General features: G+C 62.3%; 23 protein-coding genes and 2 pseudogenes. 16 read left to right on the top strand and 9 right to left on the bottom strand.

What is annotated here, in order from left to right; translation table 11 throughout:
- Positions 1–39 precede the first annotated feature (39 nt).
- The 7 genes and pseudogenes from purC to X739_RS01000000166280 all read left to right on the top strand — a co-directional run bounded on the left by purC (position 40) and on the right by X739_RS01000000166280 (position 3,855).
- A complete protein-coding gene (gene purC / locus X739_RS147205) occupies positions 40–834 on the top strand; it encodes a phosphoribosylaminoimidazolesuccinocarboxamide synthase (RefSeq protein ID WP_013532127.1) in 795 nt (264 codons plus the stop codon).
- Between the two features lie 42 nt (positions 835–876).
- Entirely contained in the window at positions 877–1,119 is a 243-nt protein-coding gene (purS, locus tag X739_RS147210; protein ID WP_023773171.1) for a phosphoribosylformylglycinamidine synthase subunit PurS, read from the top strand.
- 18 nt (positions 1,120–1,137) lie between these two features.
- A complete protein-coding gene (locus X739_RS1000000168195; protein WP_348625760.1) occupies positions 1,138–1,332 on the top strand; it encodes a hypothetical protein in 195 nt (64 codons plus the stop codon).
- 55 nt (positions 1,333–1,387) lie between these two features.
- The gene (purQ, locus tag X739_RS147215) at positions 1,388–2,056 is read left to right on the top strand and encodes a phosphoribosylformylglycinamidine synthase subunit PurQ (RefSeq protein WP_023783872.1); all 669 of its coding nucleotides are present in this window, start codon (positions 1,388–1,390) and stop codon (positions 2,054–2,056) included.
- 64 nt (positions 2,057–2,120) lie between these two features.
- On the top strand, positions 2,121–2,786 hold the full coding sequence (locus X739_RS147220) for a glutathione S-transferase family protein (RefSeq protein WP_023783871.1): 666 nt from the start codon (positions 2,121–2,123) through the stop codon (positions 2,784–2,786).
- The gene (locus X739_RS147225) at positions 2,783–3,190 is read left to right on the top strand and encodes a hypothetical protein (protein WP_023773174.1); all 408 of its coding nucleotides are present in this window, start codon (positions 2,783–2,785) and stop codon (positions 3,188–3,190) included. Before X739_RS147220 ends, X739_RS147225 begins: the two co-directional genes overlap by 4 nt.
- A 7-nt stretch (positions 3,191–3,197) precedes the next feature.
- Positions 3,198–3,855 (top strand): annotated as a pseudogene (locus tag X739_RS01000000166280) (Pr6Pr family membrane protein).
- A gap of 8 nt (positions 3,856–3,863) precedes the next feature.
- Here the strand turns inward: X739_RS01000000166280 and X739_RS147230 are convergent.
- Positions 3,864–4,115: a DUF1127 domain-containing protein gene (locus tag X739_RS147230; RefSeq protein WP_023795097.1), complete on the bottom strand. Its 252-nt coding sequence runs from the start codon at positions 4,113–4,115 to the stop codon at positions 3,864–3,866.
- Positions 4,116–4,209: 94 nt separating this feature from the next.
- Between X739_RS147230 and X739_RS147235 the strand changes: the two genes are divergently transcribed.
- Positions 4,210–5,619: a PLP-dependent aminotransferase family protein gene (locus tag X739_RS147235; protein ID WP_023773176.1), complete on the top strand. Its 1,410-nt coding sequence runs from the start codon at positions 4,210–4,212 to the stop codon at positions 5,617–5,619.
- Between the two features lie 78 nt (positions 5,620–5,697).
- On the opposite strand, the gene X739_RS1000000170005 is transcribed toward X739_RS147235, so the two are convergent.
- Positions 5,698–5,862 carry a hypothetical protein gene (locus X739_RS1000000170005; protein WP_015318143.1) on the bottom strand — a complete coding sequence of 55 codons (165 nt, stop codon included), beginning with the start codon at positions 5,860–5,862 and terminating at the stop codon, positions 5,698–5,700.
- A 246-nt stretch (positions 5,863–6,108) separates the two neighbouring features.
- Here X739_RS1000000170005 and purL point away from each other — a divergent pair, with 246 nt between their 5' ends.
- From purL to X739_RS147260, 5 genes are all read left to right on the top strand, one after another.
- On the top strand, positions 6,109–8,340 hold the full coding sequence (purL, locus tag X739_RS147240; protein ID WP_023773177.1) for a phosphoribosylformylglycinamidine synthase subunit PurL: 2,232 nt from the start codon (positions 6,109–6,111) through the stop codon (positions 8,338–8,340).
- Positions 8,341–8,347: 7 nt separating this feature from the next.
- Positions 8,348–8,935 (top strand): hypothetical protein, encoded by a 588-nt coding sequence (locus X739_RS147245; protein ID WP_031241209.1) that lies wholly within the window; start codon positions 8,348–8,350, stop codon positions 8,933–8,935.
- A gap of 122 nt (positions 8,936–9,057) precedes the next feature.
- The gene (locus X739_RS147250) at positions 9,058–9,291 is read left to right on the top strand and encodes a BolA family transcriptional regulator (RefSeq protein ID WP_015318146.1); all 234 of its coding nucleotides are present in this window, start codon (positions 9,058–9,060) and stop codon (positions 9,289–9,291) included.
- A gap of 151 nt (positions 9,292–9,442) precedes the next feature.
- Positions 9,443–9,778: a Grx4 family monothiol glutaredoxin gene (gene grxD, locus X739_RS147255; protein WP_013895877.1), complete on the top strand. Its 336-nt coding sequence runs from the start codon at positions 9,443–9,445 to the stop codon at positions 9,776–9,778.
- A gap of 209 nt (positions 9,779–9,987) precedes the next feature.
- Positions 9,988–11,211 (top strand): multidrug effflux MFS transporter, encoded by a 1,224-nt coding sequence (locus tag X739_RS147260; RefSeq protein ID WP_181171231.1) that lies wholly within the window; start codon positions 9,988–9,990, stop codon positions 11,209–11,211.
- 19 nt (positions 11,212–11,230) lie between these two features.
- Here X739_RS147260 and X739_RS147265 read toward each other — a convergent pair whose 3' ends face one another.
- From X739_RS147265 to rpsD, 4 genes and pseudogenes are all read right to left on the bottom strand, one after another.
- Positions 11,231–11,638 carry a cell envelope integrity protein TolA gene (locus X739_RS147265; RefSeq protein WP_023795096.1) on the bottom strand — a complete coding sequence of 136 codons (408 nt, stop codon included), beginning with the start codon at positions 11,636–11,638 and terminating at the stop codon, positions 11,231–11,233.
- 62 nt (positions 11,639–11,700) lie between these two features.
- Positions 11,701–12,528 (bottom strand): inositol monophosphatase family protein, encoded by an 828-nt coding sequence (locus tag X739_RS147270; RefSeq protein WP_023795095.1) that lies wholly within the window; start codon positions 12,526–12,528, stop codon positions 11,701–11,703.
- Positions 12,518–13,481: pseudogene (ttcA, locus tag X739_RS01000000166275) on the bottom strand (tRNA 2-thiocytidine(32) synthetase TtcA). Before ttcA ends, X739_RS147270 begins: the two are co-directional and overlap by 11 nt.
- Before the next feature lie 148 nt (positions 13,482–13,629).
- Positions 13,630–14,247: a 30S ribosomal protein S4 gene (gene rpsD / locus X739_RS147275; RefSeq protein WP_023773182.1), complete on the bottom strand. Its 618-nt coding sequence runs from the start codon at positions 14,245–14,247 to the stop codon at positions 13,630–13,632.
- A gap of 374 nt (positions 14,248–14,621) precedes the next feature.
- On the opposite strand from rpsD, the gene X739_RS147280 reads away from it, so the two are divergent.
- Positions 14,622–14,816 (top strand): hypothetical protein, encoded by a 195-nt coding sequence (locus tag X739_RS147280; protein WP_023773183.1) that lies wholly within the window; start codon positions 14,622–14,624, stop codon positions 14,814–14,816.
- A gap of 84 nt (positions 14,817–14,900) precedes the next feature.
- On the opposite strand, the gene X739_RS0134655 is transcribed toward X739_RS147280, so the two are convergent.
- Positions 14,901–15,083: a DUF3008 family protein gene (locus X739_RS0134655; protein ID WP_015318153.1), complete on the bottom strand. Its 183-nt coding sequence runs from the start codon at positions 15,081–15,083 to the stop codon at positions 14,901–14,903.
- Between the two features lie 159 nt (positions 15,084–15,242).
- Between X739_RS0134655 and X739_RS147285 the strand changes: the two genes are divergently transcribed.
- Complete coding sequence (locus tag X739_RS147285; RefSeq protein ID WP_023795094.1) at positions 15,243–16,625, top strand: RNB domain-containing ribonuclease; 1,383 nt, start codon at positions 15,243–15,245, stop codon at positions 16,623–16,625.
- Here the strand turns inward: X739_RS147285 and murI are convergent.
- Together murI and X739_RS147295 are read right to left on the bottom strand one after the other, a co-directional pair.
- A complete protein-coding gene (murI, locus tag X739_RS147290) occupies positions 16,569–17,438 on the bottom strand; it encodes a glutamate racemase (RefSeq protein WP_023773185.1) in 870 nt (289 codons plus the stop codon). The genes X739_RS147285 and murI overlap by 57 nt on opposite strands.
- Positions 17,431–18,351 (bottom strand): RNA methyltransferase, encoded by a 921-nt coding sequence (locus X739_RS147295; RefSeq protein ID WP_023773186.1) that lies wholly within the window; start codon positions 18,349–18,351, stop codon positions 17,431–17,433. The genes murI and X739_RS147295 overlap by 8 nt, the downstream gene beginning before the upstream one ends.
- Before the next feature lie 211 nt (positions 18,352–18,562).
- Here X739_RS147295 and X739_RS147300 point away from each other — a divergent pair, with 211 nt between their 5' ends.
- Positions 18,563–19,774: an NADP-dependent isocitrate dehydrogenase gene (locus tag X739_RS147300; RefSeq protein WP_023783864.1), complete on the top strand. Its 1,212-nt coding sequence runs from the start codon at positions 18,563–18,565 to the stop codon at positions 19,772–19,774.
- Positions 19,775–19,785 lie beyond the last annotated feature (11 nt).

Genomic DNA, 19,785 nt, shown 5'->3' with positions numbered 1-19,785 from the left:
TCGCTTGCCGCCTGCCCGCAAATCCAGAGAAAAATTCAAATGAAAAATCGCCGCCGCATTTATGAAGGCAAGGCCAAGATCCTCTATGAAGGTCCCGAGCCGGGCACGCTGATCCAATTCTTCAAGGATGACGCAACCGCGTTCAACAAGAAGAAGCACGAGGTCATCGACGGCAAGGGTGTGCTCAACAACCGCATTTCCGAATACATCTTCAACCATTTGAACCGCATGGGCATCCCGACCCACTTCATCCGCCGGCTCAACATGCGCGAGCAGCTGATCAAGGAAGTCGAGATCATCCCGCTCGAGGTGGTGGTGCGCAATGTCGCCGCCGGTTCGCTGTCCAAGCGCCTCGGCATCGAGGAAGGCACCGTCCTGCCGCGTTCGATCATCGAATTCTACTACAAGGCCGACGCGCTCGACGATCCGATGGTTTCGGAAGAACACATCACGGCGTTCGGCTGGGCAAGCCCGCAGGAGATCGACGATGTCATGGCGCTGGCCATCCGCGTCAACGATTTCCTCTCCGGCCTGTTCATGGGGGTCGGCATCCAGCTCGTCGACTTCAAGATCGAGTGCGGTCGCCTGTTCGAGGGCGACATGATGCGCATCGTCGTGGCCGACGAGATTTCGCCGGATTCCTGCCGCCTGTGGGACGTGGCGACGCAGGACAAGCTCGATAAGGACCGTTTCCGCCGCGACATGGGCGGTCTCGTCGAGGCCTATCAGGAAGTCGCCCGTCGCCTCGGTATCATGAACGAGAACGAGCCGCCGCGTCCCACCGGTCCGGTGCTTGTCGCCTCGACCGACGGCCTCAAAGGCAAGCCGCACTGACAGCGGCTTGCGCCTCAACTTCAGAACAGGAGCATGTCCAGCGTGATCAAGGCCCGCATTACCGTCACCCTCAAGAATGGTGTGCTCGACCCGCAAGGCAAGGCGATCGAACATGCGCTGTCGGGGCTGGGCTTCGATGGCGTCGGCGCGGTACGGCAGGGCAAGGTGTTTGACGTCGAACTGGCGGAAAGCGACAAGGCCAAGGCCGAAGCCGATCTGAATGCCATGTGCGACAAGCTGCTGGCCAACACGGTGATCGAGAATTATAGTGTGACACTTACCTGAGGTTGTCTCGGAGGCAGTATGCCTGAAGTCACCAATGAGTTGATGTTCGAGCTGCTGGAGCCCGTGCATCACGACATTGGTGAGCTTCGTCAGGACGTTTCCGAGACAAAACGGGAATTGAATGTGATGCGGGTCACATGGTGGCAACGCAAAGTGACATCCATAACATCCATGGCATTCTCACCCGCCAGGACGATCGACTTGAACGCATAGAACGCCGTCTCGGCCCGCGCGAGCTTGCCGAAGCACAAAGGCCTTACGAACCAAAATGAAATCAGCTGTCGTCCTTCTCCCTGGCCTCAACCGCGACCGCGACATGATCGCGGCGCTGACCAAGATTTCCGGACAGGCGCCGGCAACCGTCTGGCAGACCGACACCGAAATTCCCGATGTCGACCTGATCGCCATCCCCGGCGGCTTTTCCTTCGGCGACTATCTGCGCTGCGGCGCGATCGCGGCACGCATGCCGGTCATGCGGGCGGTCGCCGAAAAGGCTGCGAAGGGCGTCATGGTCATCGGCGTCTGCAACGGTTTCCAGATTCTCGTCGAAGCCGGTCTGCTGCCAGGTGCGCTGATGCGCAACACCTCGCTGAAATTCGTCTGCCGGCAGGTCAAGCTCGAGATCGCCAACGCCAACACCATGTTCACGCGTCGCTACCAGCCGGGCCAGATCATCCGCTCACCGGTGGCGCATCACGACGGGAATTACTTTGCCGACGCGGAAACCCTCGCCCGCCTCGAAGGCGAAGGCCAGGTGGTGTTCCGTTATGCCGAAGGCACCAACCCGAACGGCTCGATCAACGACATCGCCGGCATCGTCAACGAACAAGGCAATGTGCTCGGCCTGATGCCGCATCCCGAGAATCTGATAGAAGCAGCACACGGCGGCAATGACGGCAGAGCGCTGTTCGAAGGCGCCTTGGGCATTGCCGCTTGAAGTTTGCAACCGCAACCTTAAGAATTGCGGCAATTCAAGATCATAGCGTGAGGGAGAGACGGTCATGAAACTCTATTCGCGGCCGTTGTCGCCCTACTCTTCGATCGTGCGGGCGCTGGCCTATGTCAAGGACGTGCCGATCAAGATCATCGCGCCGCCGCCCGGTTTTCCGATCCCCGAGGCGTTTCGCGCCATCTCGCCAATGAACCGGATTCCGGTTCTGATCACCGGCTCGGGCGAAACGATCGTCGAATCGGTGGTCATCGCCGAATACCTCGAGGAACGGTTTCCCGAACCGGCGCTGTTGCCGTCCGATTCGAAGGACCGCGCGCTGGTGCGCATGTTTGCCCGCATCGTCGATCTCGACGTGCTCACACCGACGATGAAGCTTTTCGAACTGCATTTCGTGCCGAAGGGCAACACTGCCGAGATCGACGCCCAATTCGTCCGTCTACACCATGGGCTGGCCGCCATCGAGGCACGCATGGCGCAAGGCCCCTTCGCGCTCGGCAGCGACATCAGTTTCGCCGATGCCTGGCTGACGCCGACGCGGTTCATCTTCAACAATTTCCGAGCCATGACCGGCCGCCACGACCTGCTCGACGCCTATCCCAGATTCGATGCCTATGAGCAGATCGCCTCGCAGCATCCGGCATTGTCCAGGGTGTGGGGCGAGATGACCGACGGCCTGAAGAACTTTCTGTCCGAACTCGAAATGGGTGCCGCTTGATCAAGAACAGGACGATCGCCCTGATCGCCGTGTCAGGCTTTGCCTTGGCATCTTGTCAATCGAGCCCCAAGATTACCCCCGTGCCGTCGGGCAAGAGCGCCGCGCTGCTGTCCATGGAACAGGTGGCGATATCGGCCCACAAATGCTGGATCGCCAGCAAGGATCCGGCCTTCAAGCAATATCAGATGGCCAATGAGCTGAACTCGTTCAGCGGCACGCCGCGCTTCCTTCTGGTGCCGGCCAAGCACTATGGCGGCAAACCGTTGCTGGTCGTGCAGGCACAGGGCAATTCAAGCCGTGTCGACGTCTTCGGACCGTTGATGAACGACCCGCTTGGCGCACGCATCAGCTCTGATATCGCGCGCTGGCAGGCGGGCAATCCGGCCTGCGCGGCCACCGCCTGAGCCAGCCATGGGCCGGTTCCTGCAGATCGCGGGATTGGCTGTTGGCCTGATAGCGCTCGCTTTGCAGTTCTCGATCACCATTCCGGCTTCGATGGAAGCGGGCCGCGGCGTTCTCGGCTCAATCGTGTTCTATTTCAGCTTCTTCGCCATTCTGACCAACATTGGCGCCGTGCTGGTGCACGCCTCGCTGTTGTCGTCCAGCTTCCATGCATGGCTGCCGGCCTTTGCCGGACCGCGGATGCGCGCGGGCGTCGCGGCTTCGATCACCCTGGTCTTCATTGTCTATGCCACGGTTCTGGCGCGGCTCTGTTCCTGCTCTGCGACGTCCTGCTGCACTACGTGACGCCGGTGGTGTTCGTGCTGTGGTGGCTGATATCGGGCGTCGATGGCAGGACGCGATGGAGCGACATCTCCTGGTGGGTGCTCTATCCCATCGCCTATCTGGCCCATCGCCTATCTGGCCCATCGCCTATCTGGCCTATGCGCTGATGCGCGCGCCGCTGGCGGGCGAAATGCCCTACCCCTTCCTCGATGTCACCAGGAACGGCGTTGAGAGCGTCGCCGTGGCCGCGCTCGCCATAACCATACTTTTCCTGGTGATATGCGTCGTCGCCGTTTTCGTCGACCATGCGATCGGGCGCCTCGGGAGCAAAGACGCCCGATAGATTGGCCACTATTCCCAGAGCGGCTTGATGCCTTCGCGGTGAGCGTCGCAGCGTGAGATGCCGATGTCCTTGAGTTGATCGTCGGTCATCTCCAGCAGCGCCAGCCGGCCGCGCTGGCGCTCAAGCAGATGGTCGATCCATTTCGCCAGCGTGCTGACCACTTGTACAACCCGGCCGGCGAAGCCGCGCTGCCCGGAGGGGCGAGCAGGCTGGCCGAGCAATTGGGTTCCGGAGCGGCGAAATGTTTCGATTGTATTCATTTTCTTTCTGCCCAAATGTCAATTGCACCCTTGGTTTGGTGCGCTACTGATATGTATTGACTCCCAATACGGTGCAATATAGAAAATTGTCACCATGACAAATTGGATTCCAGATCTCACCGGTTCAGGACCGCTGTATCAGCGTCTCGCGGATTCCATCGAGACCGATATCGACCGAGGAGTGATCGGCGCGGGGGCGAAGCTGCCGCCGCAGCGCGACCTTGCCTACGACATCGGCGCCACGGTCGGCACTGTCGGGCGGGCCTATCAATTGCTGCGCGAGCGCGGTCTCGTCAGCGGCGAAGTCGGACGCGGTACCTATGTGCTCAGTCAAAACATCGGGGTTACGAAGCCGGAGGCGCCCGACACAAGCGTGGAGGGCACGCGCTATGTCGATGCCCCCAAGGGCAAGTTGCGGTTCGACAGCACGGCCGCCCCAGATATTGGCCAGGGCGCCGTTGTAGCCGACGTCCTGTCGCGCACCGCACAGGACCATCCGCATGAGATTTCAAGTTACACACGCGACTTCCCGGATCGCTGGTACGAAGCCGGCGCCCGGTGGCTGTCCCGGAATGCCTTCCGGCCAACGATCGATACAATCGTCCCCACCCTTGGTACCCATGCCGCGGTGATGGCGGCGATCGCGGCCCTGACCACGCCCGGCGACTACGTCGCCTTCGAGCACCTCACCTACTCCCAGATTTCCCGCAGCGCCGGCCTGATCGGCCGGCGCACCGCGCTGGTGGCATCGGACGATGAAGGCCTCGACCCGGCGGATTTCGAACGCGTCTGCGCGCAAAAGCACCCCAAGATGATCTTCCTGATACCGACGGCGCAGAATCCGACCTTGGTGACCTTGTCGTCGGCGCGACGCGAGGCGATTGCGCGTGTCGCCCGTGATTACAACGTCATCCTGATCGAGGATGACCTCTACGGCCATTTGACCGACGACCCGACACCGCTGCTTGCCGAATTCGCGCCCGAACGCACCATCATCGCCGGCGGCCTGTCGAAATCGGTCGCCGCCGGACTGCGTGGCGGCTGGCTCTCCTGCCCACCCGCCTATCGCCATCGCATCCGGGTCGCCCATAAAATGATGACAGGCGGCATGCCATTCCTGCTGGCGGAGGTGAATGCCCGGCTGGTGCTTTCCGGTCAGGCCAGCGAAATCCGCAAGCGCAGCATCGCGGAGATCAGCGCCCGCATGTCCATAGTGCGCGAAAGTTTGGCGGGCTTCTCATTCAAATCGCACGACAAAGTGCCGTTCGTCTGGCTCACCCTGCCCGACCCATGGCTTTCCGGTACGTTCAAGAATGCCTGCCTGGAGCATGGCGTGCTGATCGACGATGAGGATGAGTTCAAGGCGGGGCGCTCGGAGCGGGTTTTCCATGGGGTTCGCTTCGGCGTCTCGCAGCCGAACCGGCGCGAGGATATTGCCGGCGGCGTCGGCGTGATCAGGCGGCTGCTGGATGAGGGCCGCGCGGGCTACGACAGTTTTTCCTGAACCGTTCGCGGCCACGCTTCCCTGCTTGCCTCGAGACGCCGCCGTGTGAAACCGGGACTTGTCGGAACCGGACCCGGATCAGCCTTCGGCCTTGAAGTTCTTGGCTTCCTTCTCGGCTTTTTCCTTGCCGTGCTTCTCAGCCAATTCCTTGGCCTGCCGCGGCGAAACGTCGGTGGTCTCCGCGATATGGAGAGCTTCCTTGTCCGAGAGGCGATTGTCGTTCTTGCCTTGCTTGGTAGCCATGGTCTGTCTCCTCGGGTGATAGCGACCTAACGACCGGGGCATCAGAGCGTTCCCAATTTTGGTTTTGCGGGCAATTGAAAGCTGGGGGACGCCTTTCGCTGTTCACCAAAAGGCCCGCTGCGGTCTGTCGCGGTCGTCACCCCTGTTGCTTTCTGCCTTTTTCCTCAGCCGACGGGTGTATCGGCCGCAAGGCTTGCGATAAGAGGAGACTCAAAATCCCCGCTCCATGGACATAAATCGCCGCCCATGACCATTTCCAATTCCGTCCCGATCACACCAGACCTTATCGCCTCGCACGGCCTGAAGCCGGACGAGTATCAGCGCATCCTCGATCTGGTCGGGCGCGAGCCGAGCTTCACCGAACTCGGCATCTTCTCGGCGATGTGGAACGAGCACTGCTCCTACAAATCCTCGAAGAAATGGCTGCGCACCTTGCCGACGACCGGGCCGCAGGTCATCCAGGGCCCAGGCGAGAATGCCGGCGTGGTCGACATCGGTGACGGCGACTGCGTCGTCTTCAAGATGGAAAGCCACAACCACCCCTCCTTCATCGAACCCTATCAGGGTGCGGCGACCGGCGTCGGCGGCATCTTGCGCGACGTCTTCACCATGGGCGCGCGGCCGATCGCGGCGATGAACGCGCTGCGCTTTGGCGCGCCCGACCACCCCAAGACGAGGCATCTGGTCGCGGGCGTGGTTTCCGGCGTCGGCGGCTACGGCAATGCATTCGGCGTGCCGACGGTCGGCGGCGAAGTCAATTTCGACGCCCGCTACAATGGCAACATCCTGGTCAACGCCTTTGCCGCGGGCCTTGCCAAGACCGATGCCATCTTCCTGTCCGAGGCAAAGGGCGTCGGCCTGCCGGTGGTCTATCTCGGCGCCAAGACCGGCCGTGATGGCGTCGGCGGCGCCACCATGGCCTCGGCCGAATTCGACGACAAGATCGACGAGAAGCGCCCGACCGTGCAGGTCGGCGATCCCTTCACCGAAAAATGCCTGCTGGAGGCCTCTCTCGAATTGATGGCTTCGGGCGCCGTTATCGCCATCCAGGACATGGGTGCTGCCGGCCTCACCTGTTCGGCGGTCGAAATGGGCGCCAAGGGCGACCTCGGCATCGAACTCGACCTCGACAAGGTGCCGGTGCGCGAGGAGCGCATGAGCGCCTACGAGATGATGCTGTCGGAAAGCCAGGAGCGCATGCTGATGGTGCTGCGCCCCGAAAAAGAGAAGGAAGCCCAGGCGATCTTCCACAAATGGGGCCTCGACTTCGCCATCGTCGGCAAGACCACCGACGATCTGCGCTTCCGCGTGCGGCACCAGGGGAACGAGGTCGCCAACCTGCCGATCAAGGATCTCGGTGACAAGGCTCCCGAATACGATCGCCCTTGGGTCGAGCCGAAGAAGCCGGCGCCGCTTGCCGCCAACGATATCCCGCGGGCCGACCTCGCCGATGCGCTGCTGAAGCTGCTTGGCGGACCAGACCTGTCTTCGCGCCGCTGGGTGTGGGAACAGTACGACACGCTGATCCAGGGCAATTCGCTGCAGCTTCCGGGCGGTGATGCCGGCGTGGTGCGGGTCGAGGGCCATCCGACCAAGGCGCTGGCCTTCTCCTCCGACGTGACGCCGCGCTATTGCGAGGCCGACCCCTATGAGGGCGGCAAGCAGGCGGTGGCCGAATGCTGGCGCAACCTGACCGCCACCGGCGCGCTGCCGCTCGCCGCCACCGACAATCTCAATTTCGGCAATCCCGAACGGCCTGAGATCATGGGCCAACTGGTCGGCGCGGTGAAAGGCATCGGCGACGCCTGCCGGGCGCTTGGTTTCCCGATCGTGTCGGGCAATGTCTCGCTCTACAACGAGACCAACGGCCAGGGCATCCTACCGACACCGACCATCGGCGGCGTCGGCCTGATATCAGACTGGTCGAAGATGGCGCGGATCGGTTTCGCCGCGGAGGGCCAGATGATCCTGCTGGTCGGCGCACCGGCTTCCTGGGGAACGCATCTTGGCCAGTCCGTCTATTTCAGGGATGTCCACGGCCGAACCGACGGCCCGCCGCCGCCGGTCGACCTCGAACACGAGAAGCGCGTCGGCGACCATGTACGCTCGTTGATCGCATCCGGCATCGTCACTGCCGCGCATGACGTCTCCGATGGCGGCATTGCGGTGGCGCTAGCCGAAATGGCGATGGCGTCGGGCATCGGCGCGACCGTTCCCGGGCTTGTCGGTACCGATCCGATCCCGGTCTGGTTCGGCGAAGACCAGGGCCGCTATCTGCTGACGCTATCGATCGATCCGCATGGCGATGAATGGGACGCCATCCGCAAGCAGCAGGGCGAACTCGGCATTTTCGCGCCGTGGATCGGCTCGACCGGGGGCGCCGCGCTGAAGCTGGGCGATGCCAGGGCAATCCCTGTCAGCGACTTGACCGCCGCCCATGAAGGCTGGTTCCCGCGCTTCATGGATCAGGCCAATTGACCAGAGCATGATCCCGAAAAGTGGAACCCCGTTTTCTCGGACAAACGGAAAACCGTTTTGTCCAGAGATCCCGCTCAATCACAAGAAACTGGCCCTCCGGGCGCTGCTTGCAGTCGTATTCTGGCCGTCGCTGTTCTTCTTCTGGTGCCTCGGGCCATTCGTCTTCTTCCTGCTCTCGACGACATCGAGCGAGGTTTGTCCCAGGCTGGAAACGCGCGGAGAATTCCTCGCCGCGGCCAACGGCACGCTTCCGATGCTTGTCCTGCAGAACCTCATCTATGCGGTTCCGATCGTCTGCCTGGTGCTCTGGAATCGGCTTCTGCCGGACCAGGCGCGGACAAGACACGTCGTCACCTGCATCAAGCTTTTCGCCGTCTCGGCCGTCTTGGGGGCCTTGTGGGAGTACGGCTCTTCGCTTGTCTGCGATGGTTATGGCCAGCCGTTCTTCTCGCCTGCCTGGCGAATGACCAGCTATCTGCCGATCGCCAACATGGCGGTCAACATCCCGCTCTACGTGCTGGTCTTCAGCCTTGGCCGCGCCTTCTCGATGCGCGAGGATGAGCCGGCGCAGGGGCCGGGTGAAAGCATCGCCTGAACACCAGCAGAACGGACACTGGACAGAACCGCTTCAATCCGGATTGGAAAGGCTCTAGGCTTGCCCGACTCTCATCGCAGGGGCCGCCGCGCCGCCGCCCTCCCGAAACAGGAATTTCCGCAATGGCAATGGATGCCCACGACATCGAGAAACTGATCAAGGACGGCATACCGGATGCCCGTGTGACGATTCGCGACCTCGCCGGTGACGGCGACCACTACGCCGCTGAGGTCGTGGCCGAGAGCTTTCGCGGAAAAAGCCGCGTCCAGCAGCATCAGATGGTCTATGACGCATTGAAGGGCAATATGGGCGGCGTGCTGCACGCGCTGGCGCTGCAGACCAGCGTTCCCGACTGAGGCATTTCCACCCGACACGCTTGGCCCAAAACCGGCCATTCTTTGCGCCATTCGGGTGACGGCACGGCTAAAGTCTTGTTTCGGGCAACCTATGGGTTTATTTGAGGGACATGTTTCGAGCCTGACTCCCACAGGCGTGAAAGGATATTCCATGAGCGGCATCAACGACTACATCGATAATGAAGTGAAGGGCAACGACGTCGTCCTTTTCATGAAGGGCACGCCGGGCTTCCCCCAATGCGGATTTTCCGGCCAGGTGGTCCAGATCCTCGACTATATCGGCGCCGACTACAAAGGCGTGAACGTTCTGGACTCCGCCGAACTGCGCCAGGGCATCAAGGACTATTCCAACTGGCCGACAATCCCGCAACTCTACGTCAAGGGCGAATTCGTCGGCGGCTGCGATATCATTCGCGAAATGTTCCAGGCCGGCGAGTTGCAGACCTTCCTGGTCGAGAAGGGCGTGAGCGTCAAAGGCGCCGCCTGACTTCCGTTCAGGCATGTCGATTTCGACATGCCCAGGCCACCGAGGCGGCCCCACCTCGGCAACTTTACAAGCCCGGATCCCGGGACCAGGACGAGCCAAATGCGCCGGCCCGCCGGCGCGTTTTCGTTTGAGAGATCGGACTTGCCGTGGACCAGCAGAAATCAGCGCCGCAAGGGGCAAGCACCTTGCCTCGGGCAGGCCAATTGCCGATTCCGCGCTGGGAGTTCATTGCGCTCTGCGCCGCGCTGATGGCGCTCAATTCGCTAGCCATCGACATCATGCTGCCGGCGCTGCAGCAGATCGGCGCTTCGCTCGGGGTCGAGAACGAGAATCATCGGCAATATGTTGTCACCGCCTACATACTGGGTTTCGGCGGCGGACAACTGTTCTTCGGGCCGATCTCGGACCGGTTCGGGCGCCGCTCGCCGCTTGTCGCCGGCCTGATTATCTATGTGGCGGCGGCCGCCGCGGCCGCCATCGCGCCGAGCTTTGAAACGCTCTTGATATGCCGCGCCGTGCAAGGCCTTGGCGCGGCAGCCACGCGCGTCATAGCGGTTTCGATCGTGCGTGATACATTCGACGGCCGGCGTATGGCCGAGGTCATGTCGCTGATCTTCATGGTGTTCATGGCGATCCCGGTCGTGGCTCCAGGCATCGGCCAGTTCATCATGCTGTTCGCGACCTGGCATTGGATATTCGTCACCATGGCTGTCGGAGCTATGATCGTCTCGGCTTGGTCGCTGCTGCGCCTGCCCGAGACGCTGCATCCCGAATATCGCCGGCCACTGACGGTTTCATCCATCCTCGGCGGTTTCCGCATCGTGCTCACCAACCGCATCGCGCTCTGCTATGCCTTCGCCAGCACGTTCATCTTCGGCGCCATGTTCGGCTTCATCGCCTCGGCGCAGCAGATCTACGTCAACATCTTCGACGTCGGCGAGATGTTTCCCGTCATCTTCGCCGGTGTCGCGGGCGTACTCGCCTTCTCCAACTATCTGAACTCGCGCCTCGTCGGCCGCGTCGGCATGCGCCGCCTGTCGCAAAGCGCGCTACTGCTGTTTCTGGTGATCAGCCTGGCCTGGCTGGTGGTTTCACTGGAAACGAAGATGCCGCTCTGGCTGTTCATCACCTTCTTTGCCAGTGCCATGCTGCCGTTTGGCTGTCTTGGAGCCAATTTCAATGCGTTGGCCATGGAGCCGCTTGGCCAGTTGGCCGGCACGGCGTCGTCCATCCTGGGTTTCATGCAGACTTTTCTCGGCGGCATTCTCGGCACGCTGATCGGCCAGGCTTTCAACGGCACGGTGACGCCGCTGGCCGCCGGTTTCTGCAGCGTCTCGGTCGCCGCGCTGCTGATGATCCTGTTTGCCGAGCGCGGCAAGATGTTCCAGCCGCAGAACGCCCCCGTTTCAGGCCACGTCACCGACCTGCACTGATTTTCGTTTGCTGGTGGTGTCAGGATGCGCCTTCAAGCGCCGCGGTGAAGCGAGGAGAGAGCATTCGCCCCGCGATCGCTCTGCCCATGCCATCCGAAAAGGGCAATGGCAGAGCGTCGTCGAGCGCCTTGAGGATGGACGCCACGAAGGCTCGGCTGAGCCGCGGATCGGCCCCCAGATCGGAATAGGTGGCGCGAGGCGTCCCGATCAGGGTGCCATCGCGACGAAGCGAGAACCGCATCGTCAAGGACATGCCCGCGGTTCCGGGTGGCGGCTTCCAACAGGCATGGATAGCGTCCGACATCTCCTTGATGGTGTCGATGGAATCGTGACTGTGACAGGGGCGTTCTTGCGCGATTGCCGCGCTGGAGTTCGCAAACAGCACTCCGGCAAGAGCCGCCGCAAAAATTGCGAACCGAGGTTTCATCCGGGAGCCTCCGCCAAAACGCCCGGCTCGATCATACAAGGGTTCAAGCCACAGGAATTGTCCTATTCCGCCCACAGCTCGCGGCGCAGTTCCTGCCAGCTGTCCTGGTCCGGCGCGACAAGGAGACCGCCATCGACATGCGAAGGCAGATAAGCGCTGCCGTCGATCCGAGCGGCATGGCCGCCGGCCTCCTGATGGATCAGCACGCCGGGCAGATGATCCCAGGGCATCAGCTTGTTGTAGACGACAAAATGCGCATGCCCGCTCGCCAGCAGGCGATATTCGTGAGCAGCGCAGCGGTAGGCGAACTGCGACAGTGCCTTGGTCTGGTTGCGCGCCAGGCGCGAGCGCTCCGGTTCGTCGAGATATTGCCAGGAGACCGCGCCGGTCATCCGCGAGATCGGCACGGGCGGCGCCACATGCACTTTCTCCAGGCTGCCATTGGAATGGCTGATATGGCTTCCGGCGCCCCTGGCGGCGATAAGCCAGTCCTTGCCCACCGGATCATGGATGATGCCCGCGATCGTCTCCCCCCTGACCACGACCGCCAGCATGACCCCAAACAGCGGCACGCCGGACGCGAAATTGAAGGTCCCGTCGACCGGGTCGACGGTGAACGCCAGTTCGGCATCGCCCAAGCCGTCGAGCAGCGCCGGAACTTCGGAGCAGGCCTCCTCGCCCACCACCATGGCAGAGGGATAACGCTCGCGCAGCCTGGCGGTGATCAGCCGCTCGGCGTTGACATCGGCCTCCGTCACCAGGTCGGCGGCGGAAGTCTTCTGCCTGATGTCGCCGTCGCCCAGTCGGCGAAAGCGCGGCATGATTTCTGCTTGGGCTGCCTCGGCCAGAATGCCGGCCAGCCAGTCGATCGCGGTGTCGTCAAATGTCATCGGAAATGTCTTGCCTGATCGCGAGGGTTTCATTGAGGGCGGCGAAATCGAACAGCTTTCGGTCGAGCAAATGCGACGGCCTGGTGTTGGACAGAGCGCGAATCATGGTGTCCTTGCGGCCGGGCATGCGCTTTTCGATGTCCTCGAGCATCGCCTTCATGGCGTTGCGCTGCAGCCCTTCCTGGCTGCCGCAGAGATCGCAAGGGATGATCGGGAACCTCATCGCGGCAGCGAATTTCTCCAGATCGATTTCGGCACAGTAGCTCAGCGGCCGCAACACCATGACGTCGCCTTCGTCGTTGAGCAGTTTTGGCGGCATGGCGGCAAGCCGGCCGCCATGGAACAGGTTCATGAAGAAGGTTTCGAGGATGTCCTCGCGATGATGGCCGAGGACCAGGGCCGAGCAGCCTTCCTCGCGAGCGATCCTATAGAGATGGCCGCGCCGCAGCCGCGAGCAGAGCGAGCAATAGGTGCTGCCTTCAGGGAGCTTGTCGGTGACGACCGAATAGGTGTCCCGGTATTCGATGCGGTGCGCTATGCCGTTGGTGTGGAGATATTCGGGCAGGATATGCTTGGGGAAATTCGGCTGGCCCTGGTCGAGATTGCAGGCCAGCAACTCGACTGGCAGCATCCCGCGCCAATTGAGATCAAGCAACATGGCCAGCAGACCGTAGGAATCCTTGCCGCCCGATAGCGCGACCAGCCAGCGCTCGCCCGGCTTCACCATCGAAAAATCCTCGATCGCCTGGCGGGTCNTTGCCGCCCGATAGCGCGACCAGCCAGCGCTCGCCCGGCTTCACCATCGAAAAATCCTCGATCGCCTGGCGGGTCAGCCGCAGCAGTCGCTTGCGCAGCTTGTTGAACTCGACCGAGGACGGTACATCGGCGAACAGCGGGTGAGAGCCGCCTTCGGCGGCCGGTTCAAGTGTTTCGATGTCAGGCTGCATGTTCATGGCGCGACGCCCCGGATGTGACTTGCGCCCGGCTTAGCGCATTGTCCGGAAAATCGAAATTGATTTTAGCGACACACCGCAAAGCGGGTGCCCAAAACAAAAGGCCGCCTACGAGGGCGGCCTTCCGGTATCGCAAAAAAGCGTTCGCTTAGCGCGAGTAGAATTCGACGACCAGGTTCGGTTCCATCTGCACGGCGAACGGAACGTCCGCCAGGCCCGGGATGCGCGAGAAGGTCGCGACCATCTTGTTGTGATCGGCTTCGATGTAGTCCGGCACGTCGCGCTCGGCGAGGCCGACCGATTCAAGGACGATCACCAGCTGCTTCGACTTTTCGCGCACTTCGACGACATCGCCCGGCTTGCAGCGATACGAGCCGATGTTGACGCGCTTGCCGTTGACGTTGACGTGGCCGTGGTTGACGAACTGACGGGCGGCAAAAATGGTCGGCACGAACTTGGAGCGGTAGACGACCGCGTCGAGACGCGATTCGAGCAGGCCGATCAGGTTCTCCGAAGTGTCGCCCTTGCGGCGATCGGCCTCTTCATAGACCTTGCGGAACTGCTTTTCCGACACGTCGCCGTAGTGGCCCTTCAGCTTCTGCTTGGCACGGAGCTGCAGGCCGAAGTCGGAAAGCTTGCCCTTGCGGCGCTGGCCATGCTGGCCGGGGCCGTATTCACGCTTGTTGACCGGGGACTTAGGGCGGCCCCAGATATTTTCGCCGAGACGGCGGTCGATCTTGTATTTCGCGGATTCGCGCTTGCTCATCGCATTCCCTTTCAAAAACAACACACCCGGCACCTCATGGTCCGGGTGAAGGAAACGCGCCCTCCTCTGGCCTCCGTTTTCGAGACCTGACAGGGTTTTCCCACGCAACGCGGCGGAAAACCCACGGGACACGTCAGTTCAAACAGGATCGGAAACGATTGTCGTGACAGATCTTGCGTATACAAAACAAACACCGGACATCGCTGCCCGGCGTTGGCGGCTGGTTAAACCGAGATTTAACCGATGTCAAGCTTGTGAGTGGCGCGGCACAACGCAACCCTATAGCGTCCAAGGCGTTGATGCGATGCCGATGCGGCGGGAGGTTTTGCGCCAGCGGCACCAGGAAGGGACTGGAGCTAGAGGAGCTTAATTGCATGAAGAAGTTTTTCCTTACCCTGGCAGGCGCCGCGGTGCTTGCTGGGTCGATGGCGGTGGCGCCTGAGCCGGCCATGGCGCGTCATTGGCACGGCCACAAGCAGGTTTGCCGCGTCATCGTGAAGAAGCGCGTGGTGTGGCGGCATGGCCATCGCAGAGTGATCGTCGAGAGAGTACGGCGCTGCCGCTGGTAAGGATGTTCAACGCCACAATCCCGGGCCAGCGAACGTCGCTGGCCCTTTTTCATTCCAGGATAGTCTGGCTCGAAGCGCTCAATCCTAGGATTTTTTCTCCGGTAGTCCCTTGCGCTTCGTCTCGGCGAATTCCTCGAGCTGCTTTTCATTCATCGATTCATACATGCCCTTGGAAGCGCCCTTGAGTTCGCTTTTCTTGGTCTCGCCGCGTTTGGCGGAGAGTGCGGCGCCGGCGGCTTTCTGCTGGGCTTTCGAAGTGGCTGGCATGGCGGGTCTCCTTTGCTGTCAGGAGAAACGCCATGCTTCGGCAGCGGTTCCAGCGCCAGCGGCGCGGCTCCCGGTCCGCTTGGTGCCAGTCCGAGGCCACGCTCGGCGATTTTCGTCAGCAGCCTTCCCGTGTCCGGAGCCCCAGTGTAGGACGGCTAAATGAAATCCCTGACCGATCCCTCACAGGTTCTCGCCACTGGACTGACGAAAATACGCGCCGAATTCCACGTGCCGGACGGATTTCCGGCTGATGTGCTTGCGGCGGCGGAGGCGGCGGCCAAACGTGTGCCCAACCAGCATGCCGATCGGACTGATATCCTGTTCGTCACGCTCGATCCGGCTGCTTCCACCGATCTTGACCAGGCGTTCTCGATCGAGGCGAGCGGTGGCGATCTTCTGCTGCATTACGCCATCGCCGACGTGGCCTGGTTCGTCGAGGACGGCGACGCGATTGATCGCGAAGCCTGGACGCGGGGCGAGACGCTTTACTTGCCGGACGGCAAGGCCGGGCTCTACCCGCCGGTGATTGCCGAGGGCGCGGCAAGCCTGTTGCCGGATGGACCCCGTCCGGCTGTCATCTTCACGGTTCGGGTTGCGCAGGACGGCGCGACGAAGCTGGACGGCGCGGAGCGGGCAATCATTCAAAGCCGCGCGAAGCTCGCCTATGACAGGGTGAAGGCCTCGGATGTCCCGGCCGACTTCGCCGAAATGGCGCGGCGCATGGCCACGAACGAACAGCGCCGTGGGGCTTCCCGCGTCGACCCACCCGAGCAGGAGGTGGAAAGGCTCGCCGACGGCACATTCCGGCTTTCGTTCAGACCACTGCTGCAATCCGAGCAGGACAACGCCGCGCTTTCGCTGGCCGCCAACATGGCGATTGCCGATGCCATGCTTGCGCATCATACCGGCCTGTTTCGGGTGATGTCGGGGCCGGATGCCTTCAAGGTTCAAAGGCTGCGCAACGCCGCACAGGCTCTCGGATTGTCCTGGCCGGCTTCCACCAGTTTGAGGGACTATCAGCGAACCCTCGATCCGACCGATCCGCATCAGGCGGCGCTGATGCTGGAAATCCGCCATGCGAGCCCCGGCGCATCTTATCAACCGTATCAGGACGGCGTTGTCCCCTGGCATGAGGCGATGGCCGCGACCTATGCCCACGCAACGGCGCCTCTAAGGCGCCTTGGCGACCGCTATGTCGTTCGCTGCGCGCTGGCTATCGCCAACGGCCAGCCCGTGCCCCAGCCTGTCACCGAGGCGTTCGCCAGATTGCCGAAGGCGATGGGACGTGCGGATAGTCGCGCTTCGCAGATCAACCACGCGGCCATCGACCTTGCCGAGGCGGTAATGCTGGAGGGGCGCGAGGGCGAGACGTTCAAAGCCGTCGTCACCGACTTCGTCGACCATGGCATGCGCATTCAGCTTGCCGACATGGCTGTCGTTGCCACCGTGAAGGCCTCGGGGCTCAGACAGGGCGATGGTCTGACGCTAAGGCTGGTCCTGGCCGATCCGGATCAACGCAGCATCGTCTTCGAACCTGTTTGAGTGGTGGGCGGTTTTGCCACTGTCCAAGTGCACGGTCAGCCCGAACCCCTGCATCAGGCGGCTGACTGCAAAGTCCGCCTTGCCCGAGGTGAAAACCGCGATGTCAGGCTCGGTTTGCGGCAGCGCGCCATCGATGGGCGGCAGCAGCGAAAGGGCGCGCCGTGCGATCGCCTCGGCCGGATCGATCCAGTCGACCGGCCAGGGGGCGGTCTTGCGCATGCGATTGACCAGAAAGGGATAGTGCGTGCAGGCCAGCACGACGATGTCGGTGCGCCTGCCGTCCCGCTCGATGAAGCATGGCGCGATCTCGGCGCGCACGACCTCCTCGTCGACGAAGCCCTCGCGCATATAGGCTTCGGACAGGCCAGCCAGCCTGTCGCTGCCGACCAGGCGGACATGGCATTTCTGCGCCCATTTGCTGATCAGGTCGCGCGTGTACTGGCGCTTCACCGTGCCCGGCGTCGCCAGCACCGAGACCAGCCCGGAGCGCGTGCGCTCGGCCGCCGGCTTGACCGCTGGCACCGTGCCGACGAAGGGATGGCCGGGAAATCTTTCGCGCAGCGCGTCGATCACCAGTGTCGAGGCGGTGTTGCAGGCGATAACGGAGATAGCGGGCGCAAACCGGTCGAGCAGTTTGGCGAATAGGCCGAGTATATGCTCCTTTAGGGCCGGCTCCTCCCAGGCGCCAAAAGGAAAAGCGGCATCGTCGGCGACATAGATGAAGCGCCGGTCGGGCATCAGGACGCGTGCCTCGCGCAACACGGTCAGACCGCCGACGCCGGAATCGAACATCAGGATCGGCTGGTCAGTCATTGTCGGTTCCCTTGCCGCCCAGCGGCGGCGTGTCCGTGTCGTCGCCGCCAGCGTGCGGTGCCCGGCCAGCCGCCTCCGCCTTGCGGGCGCGCGCGGCGGCCGCTGGCAAACGCCTCGGGTCATCGCCAGGTGACCCATCGCCGCGCGGCATCGCCGGTGAGAACCGGTCGAGCGAAGAGATTATGCCGCGCAGCACCTTGAGCTCCGGTTCCGCAAAGCCTGCCCGCGTCAGCACGGCGCGGAGATTGTCGACCATTTTCGGCTTCTTCGGCGCCGGCCTGAAATAGCCGCGCGCCTCGAGCGCGCCTTCGAGATAGGCGAACAGGCCGTGCAATTCTTCCTTGCTGGCCGGCTTCATGTCAGGGCCGGTAAAGTTCGTCCTGGTCTCGTCCTCCAGGCCCGACTTCATCCACTCGTAGGACATCAGCAAGGCCGCCTGGGCGATGTTGAGGGAGGAGAAATCAGGATCGACCGGGAAAGTGACGATCTCGTCGGCGAGGCCAACCTCGTCATTGTAGAGGCCGAAGCGCTCGCGACCGAACAGGATGCCGGTGCGCTGCCCCATTCCGTGACGGGCGCGCAGCATCCTGCCCGCTTCCACTGGGCCGCGCACGGATTTGAAGCCGTCGCGTTGCCTGGCGGTGGTGGCGAAGACGAAGTTCAGGTCGGCAAGTGCCGAGGCCAGATCGTCGAAAACCTTGACGGCATCGATGACGTGGTCGGCACGGCTGGCGGCGGCACGCGCCTTCTCGCTCGGCCAGCCATCGCGCGGATTGACCAGACGCAGTTCCGACAGTCCGAAATTGGCCATGGCGCGGGCGACCATGCCGATATTCTCGCCGAGCTGCGGCTCGACAAGGATGATCGCCGGGCCGGCGGCTGCGGTGCTATCGGGGTCTTTGGTAATGGGCATGGTTGTCAATGAACTGCTGTTTGCGGCATTTCAGCGTCCCCTGCCATATTCGGCCGCGAAAATGAAGCATTCGCAAATGACGGCGCCGTGGCCTCACATTCGTGACCGTCGCCGTTTGCGTGGCCAAAAGCGCTTTGATATACGGGCGGCATCCCCGGCCGACGCCACGCGGGCAAGGCCGTCCCATTCCCAGCAACGAGGCATTCTTTCCATGGCGAAGATCAAGGTGGCGAACCCGGTCGTCGAACTCGACGGCGACGAGATGACCCGCATCATCTGGCAGTTCATCAAGGACAAGCTGATCCACCCTTATCTCGACCTCAAGCTCGAATATTACGACCTGGGCGTCGAGCATCGCGACGCCACCAACGACCAGGTGACCATCGATTCGGCCAACGCCATCAAGAAATACGGTGTCGGCGTGAAATGCGCGACCATCACCCCCGACGAGCAGCGCGTCGAGGAATTCAAGCTGAAGAAGATGTGGAAATCGCCGAACGGCACCATCCGCAACATTTTGGGCGGCACCATCTTTCGCGAGCCGATCATCATGAAGAACGTGCCGCGCCTGGTGCCCGGCTGGACCAAGCCGATCATCGTCGGCCGCCACGCCTTCGGCGATCAGTATCGCGCCACTGATTTCCGCTTTCCCGGCAAGGGCAAGCTGACGATCAAGTTCGTCGGCGAGGACGGCCAGGTCATCGAGCACGACGTGTTCGACGCGCCCGGCGCCGGTGTCGCCATGGCCATGTACAATCTCGACGAGTCCATCCGCGAATTCGCCCGGGCGTCGCTGAACTACGGCCTGCTGCGCAACTATCCGGTCTACCTGTCGACCAAGAACACCATCCTCAAGGCCTATGACGGCCGCTTCAAGGATATTTTCCAGGAAGTTTACGAGGCTGAATTCGAGGCCGAGTTCAAGTCGAAGAAGCTTTGGTACGAGCACCGCCTGATCGACGACATGGTGGCCTCGAGCCTGAAATGGTCGGGCGGCTATGTCTGGGCCTGCAAGAACTATGACGGCGACGTCCAGTCCGACACGGTGGCGCAAGGGTTCGGTTCGCTCGGCCTGATGACCTCGGTGCTGATGACGCCCGATGGCAAGACCGTCGAAGCGGAAGCCGCGCACGGCACCGTGACGCGCCACTATCGCCAGCATCAGAAGGGCGAGGAAACCTCGACCAATTCGATCGCGTCGATCTTCGCCTGGACGCGAGGCCTCGCGCACCGCGCCAAGCTCGACGACAACATCGAACTGAAGCGTTTTTCCGAGACGCTGGAAAAGGTCTGCATCCAGACTGTCGAGAGCGGCTTCATGACCAAGGACCTGTCGCTCTTGATCGGCCCCGATCAGCCTTGGCTCTCGACCACCGGCTTCCTCGACAAGATCGACGAGAATTTGCAGAAAGCGATGGCCTAACCCACCTCGAG

This window comes from Mesorhizobium sp. LNHC209A00 (assembly GCF_000502915.1).
Lineage (GTDB): Bacteria > Pseudomonadota > Alphaproteobacteria > Rhizobiales > Rhizobiaceae > Mesorhizobium.
This window is presented reverse-complemented; position numbering and strand designations above follow the sequence as displayed.